Source organism: Streptosporangium sp. NPDC001681 (genome assembly GCF_040298085.1).
In the GTDB taxonomy this organism is placed as follows: domain Bacteria; phylum Actinomycetota; class Actinomycetes; order Streptosporangiales; family Streptosporangiaceae; genus Streptosporangium.
In genome coordinates this window covers 19,010-28,849 of sequence record NZ_JBEOZN010000122.1, presented here as the reverse complement: position 1 = coordinate 28,849, position 9,840 = coordinate 19,010, and the positions used below count along the sequence as shown (strand labels likewise).

The 9,840-nt window shown below is 67.9% G+C and carries 8 protein-coding genes; 6 read left to right on the top strand and 2 right to left on the bottom strand.

Translation table 11 applies throughout. The features are described from left to right. Positions 1–93: 93 nt before the first annotated feature. Entirely contained in the window at positions 94–654 is a 561-nt protein-coding gene (locus tag ABT130_RS37605; protein ID WP_350963836.1) for a DUF4352 domain-containing protein, read from the bottom strand. A 287-nt stretch (positions 655–941) separates the two neighbouring features. Here ABT130_RS37605 and ABT130_RS37600 point away from each other — a divergent pair, with 287 nt between their 5' ends. Genes ABT130_RS37600 through ABT130_RS37590 form a run of 3 tightly spaced genes read left to right on the top strand, consistent with a single transcriptional unit; the run spans position 942 to position 3,370 of the window. Next, complete coding sequence (locus tag ABT130_RS37600; protein WP_350963834.1) at positions 942–1,760, top strand: ABC transporter substrate-binding protein; 819 nt, start codon at positions 942–944, stop codon at positions 1,758–1,760. Between the two features lie 3 nt (positions 1,761–1,763). Continuing rightward, complete coding sequence (locus tag ABT130_RS37595) at positions 1,764–2,612, top strand: amino acid ABC transporter permease (protein WP_350922742.1); 849 nt, start codon at positions 1,764–1,766, stop codon at positions 2,610–2,612. Further along, the gene (locus tag ABT130_RS37590) at positions 2,609–3,370 is read left to right on the top strand and encodes an amino acid ABC transporter ATP-binding protein (RefSeq protein ID WP_350963831.1); all 762 of its coding nucleotides are present in this window, start codon (positions 2,609–2,611) and stop codon (positions 3,368–3,370) included. The genes ABT130_RS37595 and ABT130_RS37590 overlap by 4 nt, the downstream gene beginning before the upstream one ends. A 207-nt stretch (positions 3,371–3,577) precedes the next feature. Here ABT130_RS37590 and ABT130_RS37585 read toward each other — a convergent pair whose 3' ends face one another. Further along, positions 3,578–4,003, bottom strand: coding sequence for a hotdog fold thioesterase (locus ABT130_RS37585; protein ID WP_451936409.1), 426 nt, complete (start codon positions 4,001–4,003; stop codon positions 3,578–3,580). Positions 4,004–4,064: 61 nt separating this feature from the next. On the opposite strand from ABT130_RS37585, the gene polA reads away from it, so the two are divergent. From polA to rpsA, 3 genes are all read left to right on the top strand, one after another. Next, on the top strand, positions 4,065–6,758 hold the full coding sequence (gene polA / locus ABT130_RS37580) for a DNA polymerase I (protein WP_350963828.1): 2,694 nt from the start codon (positions 4,065–4,067) through the stop codon (positions 6,756–6,758). A 227-nt stretch (positions 6,759–6,985) separates the two neighbouring features. After that, entirely contained in the window at positions 6,986–8,110 is a 1,125-nt protein-coding gene (locus ABT130_RS37575) for a polysaccharide deacetylase family protein (protein ID WP_350963825.1), read from the top strand. Between the two features lie 220 nt (positions 8,111–8,330). Continuing rightward, positions 8,331–9,827 (top strand): 30S ribosomal protein S1, encoded by a 1,497-nt coding sequence (rpsA, locus tag ABT130_RS37570; RefSeq protein WP_350922732.1) that lies wholly within the window; start codon positions 8,331–8,333, stop codon positions 9,825–9,827. The last annotated feature ends 13 nt before the right edge of the window (positions 9,828–9,840 follow it).

The window sequence follows — 9,840 nt, the reverse complement described above, 5'->3', positions numbered from 1 at the left end:
CGGGGCGGCGGCCCCGCCCGCCGGCGCCCCCCCCGGGGGGGGGGGGGGCCCCCCGCGGGGGGGGGGGGGGGGCCCCGCCCATGCCGGGGAGGCTCAGGACAGTGGCACCCGCACGCCGTCGGTGGTGCCCCCCACGCCGAGGGGCGGGTCGCCGAACAGCCTGATCGCGGAGACCTGCGCCTCGGAGGGGATGTCGTACCACAGGTCCATTTCGATCCTGACCTGGGCGCCGAGCGGGAGGGTGTCCGGCTGGCGCTTGGTGGCCTGCGCGAACCGGTCGATCGTGTGGACGGTGCCGTCGGCGGTGATGAGCTGCTGCCGCTTGGCGTCGAAGCGGGAGTTGGTGCGCCCGGGGTTCTCCACGAGGATCCGTACGACCACGTACTGGCCCTTGGCCTGCCACTCGGCGTGGCTGCCGAAGAAGCCGCTCAGGCCCTTCTGCAGGCCGATCACCTGGAACCGGGTGTCGCCGTCGGTCACCGGCGCGGCCCGGATGGGGCTCTCGCCCGGCCGAACCGGGCGCGGCGGGAGTTCGTAGGTCGGGGTGGAGGTGGCCGAGGGGGAGGCGGATGCGGCCGGTTCCCCTGCGGTGCAGCCGGACAGGACGGTGACGGCGAGAGCGACACCGGTGAACAGGATCAGGGGGGCGCGCACATCGGGCAACGTAACCGAGTCGGACCCCGAAGTTCAACGACCGGCCCGGCCGGCGTTGACGATCCGGCAAGTGTTCGCATCCCGGTCCGCGGCTGGAGCAGGGTGTGGATTGGGGGACTCCTGACACGGTTGTTGTCCGAATTGTGTCATACCGGTGATCTGCACGATTATGCAGGTGATGGAGCATGACCTGCATTGAGGTATCCATAAAAGAAGCGACATTTGACCGTAAGGAGGCCTTTGTGGGCCTGAGTTTTGTTTCCCGTCGTGCACTCACGGTGGGCGCCATGGTCGTCGCCGGTGCGCTCGGCCTTGCGGCCTGCGGTGGTGGCGAGACCACCAGCGCGAGCCCGAGCGATGGTGCCTCGGCAAGCGCTCCCGCGGCCGCGGCCGGCCCGCAGGTGATCACCCCTGGCAAGCTGACCACCTGCACCAACCTGCCCTACGAGCCCTTCCAGTTCAAGGAGGGGGAAAAGGTCGTCGGTTTTGACGTCGACATCGTCGACCTGGCGGCCAAGAAGCTCGGCCTGACGCAGGAGATCGTCGACATCGACTTCGCCGTCATCAAGAGTGGCGCGGCGATGGCGGCGGGCAAGTGTGACGTGGCCGCCGCCGGTATGACGATCACCGAGGAGCGCAAGGCCAACATCGACTTCTCCGAGCCCTACTTCGACGCCACGCAGGCACTGCTGGCCAAGAAGGGAGCCGGCGTGGCGACCCTTGACGAGATCAAGGCCAAGGGCCTCAAGCTCGGCGCCCAGGCCTCGACCACCGGCCTCGACTACGTCAAGAAGAACGGTCTGGACCCGAAGGAGTTCGCCGACTCTCCCAAGGAATTGCTCGGCCTGCAGTCCGGACAGGTCGACGTGATCGTCCAGGACCTTCCCGTCGTCCTGACCTGGCTGAAGAAGCCCGAGATCGCGGAGAAGTTCGAGCTGGTCGCCAGCCTCGACACCGGCGAGCAGTACGGCGTCGGCCTGAAGAAGGGCGCCGACCCGGTCCTGCTCAAGGCGATCAACGACGCGATCACCGAGGCCAAGGCGGACGGCACCTACGAGCAGATCTTCGTCAAGTGGTTCGGTAAGAAGCCCGGGGAGCTCGGCTAACCGATGACGGACCAGCCAACGACGACCGAGCCCACTCCCGGCGGGGGTGCTCCCGCCGGGAGTGGGCTCAGTCCCCGTAAGAGACAGCAGATCAGCCGCGCCGTCCAGTACGTCGTACTGGCGGCCGTGGCCGTCTTCCTGGCCCTGACCATCGAGTGGGGCGAGCTCGGAAAGAACTTCGCCAGGCTCGACGTCGCGGAGAAGACGCTTCCAGAGCTGTTCACGATCGCGCTGAAGAACACCATCATCTACTCGGTCGGTGGGTTCGTCTTCGCCTTCCTGCTCGGTCTGCTGTTCGCGCTGATGCGGATGTCGTCGGTGCGGCCCTACCGGTGGATCGCGATCGCCTACATCGAGATCTTCCGCGGCCTGCCCGCGCTGCTGATCTTCCTGCTCATCCTGTTCCTGCCCCTGGCCCTGAGCGGCTTCCAGGTGCCGGGCGGCACCTACGGCGAGGGCATCCTGGGTCTGACGATCGTCGGTTCGGCCTACATGGCGGAGACGCTCAGGGCGGGCCTTCAGGCGGTGCCCAAGGGGCAGATGGAGGCGGCGCGCTCGCTGGGCATGTCGTACACGCGGGCCATGGTCTCCATCGTCATCCCGCAGGCCGTGCGCATCGTGATCCCGCCGACGACCAACCAGTTCGTCTCCCTGCTCAAGGACTCCTCGCTGGTGCTGTTCCTCGGTGTCTCCGGTGACTACGTCGAGCTCACGAAGTTCGGCAACGACATGGCCTCGACCCATGCCAACGCCACGCCCATCCTGGTCGTGGGCGTGACATACCTTCTGGTCACCATTCCGCTGGGCTATCTCGCGTCCCGGCTGGAGAAGCGCCAGGCGAAGGGACGGTGACTCCGGTGAACCACGCGGTTGAGATCCGCGACCTGCACAAGTGCTTCGGCAAGCTCGAGGTTCTCAAGGGCATCGACTTCGCCGTCGACCCCGGCCAGGTGGTCTGTGTCATCGGCCCCTCGGGGTCGGGCAAGTCCACCCTGCTGCGCTGCGTGAACCTGCTGGAGCAGCCGACGTCGGGCAAGGTGGTCGTCCACGGAGTGGAGCTGACCGACCGCGACGTCGACATCGACGCCGCCCGCCGCGGCATCGGGATGGTCTTCCAGCAGTTCAACCTCTTCCCGCACATGACGGTTCTGCAGAACGTGATGATCTCGCAGCGCCGGGTGCTGAAGCGGGGCAGGGACGAGGCTGAGAAGATCGCCAGGGAGAACCTGGACAAGGTCGGCATCGGTGAGAAGTGCGACGCCTACCCCACCCAGCTCTCCGGCGGCCAGCAGCAGCGGGTGGCCATCGCCAGGGCGCTGGCCATGAGCCCGGCGCTGATGCTCTTCGACGAGCCCACCTCGGCGCTCGACCCCGAACTCGTCGGTGACGTGCTCACGGTCATGCGCAAGCTCGCCGAGGAGGGGATGACGATGCTCGTGGTCACCCACGAGATGGCGTTCGCCCGCGACGTGGCCGACCGGGTGGTCTTCATGGACGGCGGCGTGATCGTGGAGGACGGCCCGGCGGAGCAGGTGATCGGCGCTCCGCGGCACGAGCGCACGAAGACCTTCCTGCGCCGGGTGCTCGACCCGACGCACACGGACATCTGAGTTCCGTCTCTTAAGGGCCCGCACCCGCCCGGTGCGGGCCTTTGCGCGCTGAAGGTCGACGCCCAGGGAGCCCGGGGGAGGCCTTTGGCGCCGTACGGAGCTTCCCCGACCCCGTACGTTTTCTACTCGGCCTCCCCGCGGGCATCGCCGTCACCCACCGTAGCGGAATCATCGCTCGATGATGGCAAAAAGGCGATCCGGGTGTGTTCAGGCGTCGCGCAGCATGCAGCTGAGGCGCGCGCTGCACACCCGGCGGCCCCGGTCGTCGACGATCTCGATGTCGTAGCTGGTGAGCGTCCGGCCGCCGTGCAGCCGGGTGGCCACGCCGGTGACCAGCCCCGAGGTGGCCGAGCGGTGGTGGGTGGCGTTGATCTCGATGCCCATGGCGATGCGCCCGGGGCCCGCGTGCAGTGCCGCGCCGACCGAGCCCAGCGTCTCCGCCAGCACGCACGAGGCACCGCCGTGCAGCAGGCCGTACGGCTGGGTGTTGCCCTCGACGGGCATCGTGCCCGTCACCCGCTCGGGAGTGGCCTCGGTGATCAGGATGCCCATCCGCTCCACCAGCGTGTTCTGGTGTGAGGCGGCCAGCAGTTCCTCGATGCGAGCGGCCTCGTCGGGGTCTGTCATGGTCAAGGGGACGTCTCCTGTCAGGTGAGTCAGGCGTTCTGTCGTACCAGGAGACTAGGCTTTCGCTGTGCCGAAGAACGAAGCGACCCCCACTCGTCCGTGTCTCCTGCTGCTGGATGGGCATTCACTCGCCTATCGGGCCTTCTACGCCCTGCCGGAGGAGAACTTCTCCACCACCACGGGCCAGACGACCAACGCGGTCTACGGGTTCACCTCGATGCTGGTCAACGTGCTCCGCGACGAGCGGCCGACCCACGTGGCGGTCTGCTTCGACCGTTCCGAGCCGACGTTCCGCCACGAGGAGTACGCCGACTACAAGGCGAACCGGAGTGCGAGTCCGGACAGCTTCCGCAGCCAGATGAGCCTGATCCACGAGGTGCTCGACGCGGTGCGCGTGCCGCACCTGTCGCTGGCCGGATACGAGGCCGACGACCTGATCGCCACCCTCGCCACCCGCGCCGCCGAGCAGGGCATGAACGTGCTGATCGTCACCGGCGACCGCGACGCGCTGCAGCTCGTCGACGAGCGGGTCACCGTGCTGATGACCCGTGTCGGCATCAGCAACATGACCCGCTTCACCCCCGAGGCAGTCCTGGAGAAGTACGAGCTCACCCCGGCGCAGTATCCCGACTTCGCGGCCATCCGCGGCGACTCCAGCGACAACCTGAAGAACATCCCCGGCGTGGGGGAGAAGACCGCGGCCAAGTGGATCCGCGAGTTCGGCTCGCTGGAGGAGCTGGTCAACCGGGTGGACGAGGTCAAGGGCAAGGTCGGTGACAAGCTCCGCGACCACCTCGACCAGGTGCTGATGAACCGGCGCCTGACCCAGCTGATCCGCGACGTCCCGCTGGAGCAGGAGATCTCCCGGCTGACGGTCGGCGCGGCCGACCGCGACGAGATCAACAAGATCCTCGACACGCTGGAGTTCCGCGGCGAGATCCGCGACCGGCTGTTCAAGACGATCGGCTCGCCCGAGGCGGAGACCGAGGAGGGCTTCGAGGTCGAGGTCGTCACCCTCGGCCCCGACGAGGTGGACCCGTGGCTGCGCGCGCTGCCCGAGGGCCGCGCCGGCCTGGCCTTCAAGGGCGCGTACGGCAGCGGCACCGGCCGTGTTGACAGCATCGCCGTCGCGGCGGCCGGAGCCGGGGCCGCGTTCATCGACCCGACCACGCTGACCGAGGCCGACGAGGCGGCCCTGCGCGCGTGGCTGGCCGACGCCTCGAAGCCCAAGGCGGTGCACGACGCCAAGGGCCCGATGCTCGCGCTGTGGGCGCAGGGCATGGAGCTGCGCGGCCTCACCTGCGACACCGCGCTCGCCGCCTACCTGGCGACGCCCGGGCAGCGCTCGTTCCCGCTGGAGGACCTCGTGCGGGTCTATCTGCGGCGCGAGTTGCGCAGCGAGGCCGACAACGGCGGCCAGACCAGCCTCTTCGACGACCAGGACGACGACGGCGCCCGCGACCTGGCCCTGCGGGCACTGGCGGTCGGCGAGCTCGCCGACGCGCTGGAGGCGTTCCTGGAGCCGCTGGGCGGCATCCGCCTGATGCGCGACGTGGAGCTGCCGCTCGTCACCGTGCTGGCCGAGCTGGAGCGGGCCGGCATCGCCGTCGACCGGGAGTATCTCAGCGGCCTGGAGGCCGAGTTCGGCGCCGCGGTCAAGCAGGCGGTCGAGGCGGCGCACGCCTCCGTGGGCGGTGAGCAGTTCAACCTGGGCTCGCCCAAGCAGCTTCAGGAGATCCTGTTCGTCAAGCTCAACCTGCCCAAGACCAAGAAGACCAAGACGGGTTACACCACCGACGCCCCCGCGCTGGCCTGGCTGGCCGCCCAGACCGAGCACGAGCTGCCGACGATCATGCTTCGCCACCGCGACCAGGCCAAGCTGAAGGTCACGGTCGAGGGCCTGATCAAGGAGATCGCCGACGACGGCCGCATCCACACCACGTTCAACCAGATCGTGGCGGCCACCGGGCGGCTCAGCTCGGAGAAGCCCAACCTGCAGAACATCCCGATCCGCACCGCCGAGGGCCGCCGCATCCGGCAGGGCTTCGTGGTCGGCAAGGGCTTCGAGACCCTGCTGACCGCCGACTACAGCCAGATCGAGCTGCGCATCATGGCCCACCTGTCCGGCGACGAGGCGCTGATCGCGTCCTTCGAGTCCGGGCACGACTTCCACCAGGCCACCGCGGCCCGGGTCTTCGACATCGAGCCCGAGCAGGTCACCGGGGAGATGCGGGCCAAGATCAAGGCGATGAACTACGGCCTGGCCTACGGACTGTCCGACTTCGGGTTGTCGGAGCAGCTCAACATCCCCGTCTCCGAGGCCAGAGCGCTCAAGGAGGGGTATTTCGAGGAGTTCGGCGGCGTCCGCGACTTCCTCAACGCGATCGTCGCGCAGGCCAGGAACGACGGCTACACCGAGACGATCATGGGGCGGCGCCGCTACCTGCCCGACCTCAACAGCGACAACCGCCAGCGCCGCGAGATGGCCGAGCGGATGGCGCTCAACGCGCCCATCCAGGGTTCGGCGGCCGACATCATCAAGGTCGCCATGCTCAACGTGCAGGGCGCGCTCAAGGAGGCGGCGCTCGGCTCCCGGATGCTGCTGCAGGTCCACGACGAGCTCGTCTTCGAGGTGGCCCCCGGTGAGCTGGAGACGTTGCGCGAGCTGGTCACGGACCGGATGAACGCCGCCTACGCCCTGCGTGTCCCGCTGGCCGTCTCGGTGGGCGTCGGCCGCACCTGGGAGGACGCCGGACACTGACGGCCGCCCCCCAGGGGCCGGGGACCTCGCGCGAGCCGGTCGCCGACCGGATGAACGCCGCCTGCTCCCCGCGGGTCCCGCCGGGTGTCGGGCGCTGACGACCACCTCCGAGCGGGCGGGTGACCGCCCCTCATGGAGGGCTGAACTCCACCGATTGGTCGGGCCTGTCCGAGTCTGTTCTAGGCTGGTGATCCAGTCCGAATAAGCTCGATGGGCCTGGGAGTGTTGTGCGGAGTTCAATCCCCCTGACGCAGATCATCATGCTCACCAATGTGGTGGTCGTCGCGGTGGCGGTGGTGGTGCTCCTCGTGCTTCCCGCCCCACCTGCCCCATCCGGCGCCCCGGGCGCCTCCGGGGCGGGACAGGCGGCGCCCGGTCCGTCCCAGCCGCCCGCGACGCCCTCGCCGACCCCTGACCTTCCCTCGGCCGAGCTGCCGCCGCCGGTCACCGCCACGGCGGAGTTCGCGCGGCAGGTGAAGGCCAACGAGGCCGGCATGGTCCCGATCCTGATGTACCACCGGATCATCGGCAAGCGGCTGGCGTCGATCGACCGCACGCCCGCCCAGCTGCGCAAGGAGCTGGAGATGCTCGCCAGGGACGGTTACGTGCCGGTCACCGCGCGGGAGTTCGCCGCCGGGAGGATGGACATCCCAGCGGGCAAGTACCCGGTGGTGCTGACCTTCGACGACGGTCACCCCAGCCACTTCGCGCTGGAGGCGGACGGCACCCCGGCCAGGAACACCGCGGTCGGAATCATCTATCAGGTGGCAAAGAAACACCCAGATTTCCGGCCCGTCGCTACTTTCTGGGTCAACCAGCAGCCCTTCGGCCTGCAGAACGCCAAGGATCAGGCGCGGGCCGTGCAGTGGCTGACCTCACGGGGTTTCGAGGTGGCCAACCACACCTGGGGCCACCCCTACCTGCCGGGCCTGCCCAAGAAGAAGATCGCCGAGCAGCTCGCCAGGGTCGAGCGGCTGCTGAAGCAGCTCGGCGTTCCCCCCTCCGAGACGATGGCGCTGCCGTTCGGCGCGATGCCCCGTAAGAGGTCCACGGTGCAGTCGGGAAGGTGGCAGGGAGTCTCCTACCGGTTCAAGGCCGTCTTCCTGGCCGGTGCCGAGCCGTCGGTCTCGCCGTTCACCAAGAACTACGACTGGCGATCGGTCCAGCGGATCCAGAGCAATGGTAAAAAAGGCGAGTGCCGGAAATGGTGTTCCCAATACTGGCTGGAGTGGCTGAACAAGCACCCCCGCCAGCGCTACACGGCGGACGGCGACCCCGAGCGCATCTCCATCCCACGGGGGCTTCGGGGTAGTATCAGGGCCGACCGGAGAGAAATGATCAACGCCTATTAGGCGAGATCGTTATCCTTTCGGCACGCGGGAGCGTAGTGTCGTCGGATTGACCATACCCGTCTCGTCTCATATGCTGATCGCTGCGTTGTGGGCTCGCGCGTGTCTCGGACGGAGTGGGCTCGCGCTCGATCACGCCGATGTGAATTCTTCGGCTGACGGTAAGAAGCCTGCCGCGCGTTCGCCACATCGACATCTGTCCGCGTTCGGAGCAACTCCACACATGACGAGCAGCACTGAGGCCACCTCGAGCACCCCGCAGGTAGCGGTCAACGACATCGGCTCCGAGGAAGAGTTCCTCGCAGCGATCGACCTGACCATCAAGTACTTCAACGACGGCGACATCGTCGAGGGCACCGTCGTCAAGGTCGACCGAGACGAAGTTTTGCTCGACATCGGCTACAAGACCGAGGGCGTCATCCCCTCGCGTGAGCTCTCGATCAAGCACGATGTCGATCCGGCGGATGTCGTCGAGGTTGGCGAGCACGTCGAGGCCCTTGTTCTCCAGAAGGAGGACAAGGAAGGCCGCCTGATCCTGTCCAAGAAGCGCGCTCAGTACGAGCGGGCCTGGGGCACGATCGAGAAGATCAAGGACGAGGACGGCATCGTCACTGGCACCGTCATCGAGGTCGTCAAGGGTGGTCTCATCCTCGACATCGGCCTGCGTGGCTTCCTGCCGGCGTCCCTGGTCGAGATGCGGCGCGTCCGCGACCTCCAGCCCTACGTGGGCCGCGAGCTCGAAGCGAAGATCATCGAGCTCGACAAGAACCGCAACAACGTGGTTCTGTCCCGCCGTGCCTGGCTTGAGCAGACCCAGTCCGAGGTTCGCCAGACGTTCCTCAACACCCTGCAGAAGGGTCAGGTCCGCAAGGGCGTCGTCTCCTCGATCGTCAACTTCGGTGCGTTCGTCGACCTCGGCGGCGTCGACGGTCTGGTCCACGTCTCCGAGCTCTCCTGGAAGCACATCGATCACCCCTCCGAGGTCGTCGAGGTCGGCCAGGAGGTCACCGTCGAGGTGCTCGACGTCGACATGGAGCGCGAGCGCGTCTCCCTGTCGCTCAAGGCGACGCAGGAAGACCCCTGGCAGCAGTTCGCCCGTACCCACCAGATCGGTCAGGTCGTCCCGGGTCGCGTCACCAAGCTGGTGCCGTTCGGTGCGTTCGTCCGCGTCGAGGAGGGCATCGAGGGCCTGGTCCACATCTCCGAGCTGGCCGAGCGCCACGTCGAGATCCCCGAGCAGGTCGTCCAGGTCGGCGACGAGATCTTCGTGAAGATCATCGACATCGACCTGGAGCGCCGCCGGATCTCGCTCTCGCTCAAGCAGGCGAACGAGGGTGCGATCGGCGCCGACGTCGAGTTCGACCCCACGCTGTACGGCATGGCGGCGACCTACGACGAGTCGGGCAACTACATCTACCCCGAGGGTTTCGACTCCGAGACCGGCGAGTGGCTCGAGGGCTTCGACAAGCAGCGCGAGGAGTGGGAGCGGCAGTACGCCGAGGCTCAGACCCGCTTCGAGGCTCACAAGAAGCAGGTCGAGGAGGCCCGCAAGGCCGAGGCCGAGGCGGGCGAGGCTGCCCCCACGTCCTACTCCGGTGAGACCCCGTCCACTGGTGCCAGCAGCTCCAGCAGCGGCTCCTCCGCTCCGGCGGCGGGTGCCCTCGCCTCCGACGAGGCTCTCGCGGCCCTGCGCGAGAAGCTCGCGGGCGGCCAGAGCTGACCTGTGCGGTAGA

What these genes read in the sequence shown, in the direction of transcription:
- ABT130_RS37600 (WP_350963834.1), top strand. Translation starts at nt 942, where the DNA reads ATGGTCGTCGCCGGTGCGCTCGGCCTTGCGGCCTGCGGTGGTGGCGAG.
- ABT130_RS37595 (WP_350922742.1), top strand. Translation starts at nt 1,764, where the DNA reads ATGACGGACCAGCCAACGACGACCGAGCCCACTCCCGGCGGGGGTGCT.
- rpsA (WP_350922732.1), top strand. Translation starts at nt 8,331, where the DNA reads ATGACGAGCAGCACTGAGGCCACCTCGAGCACCCCGCAGGTAGCGGTC.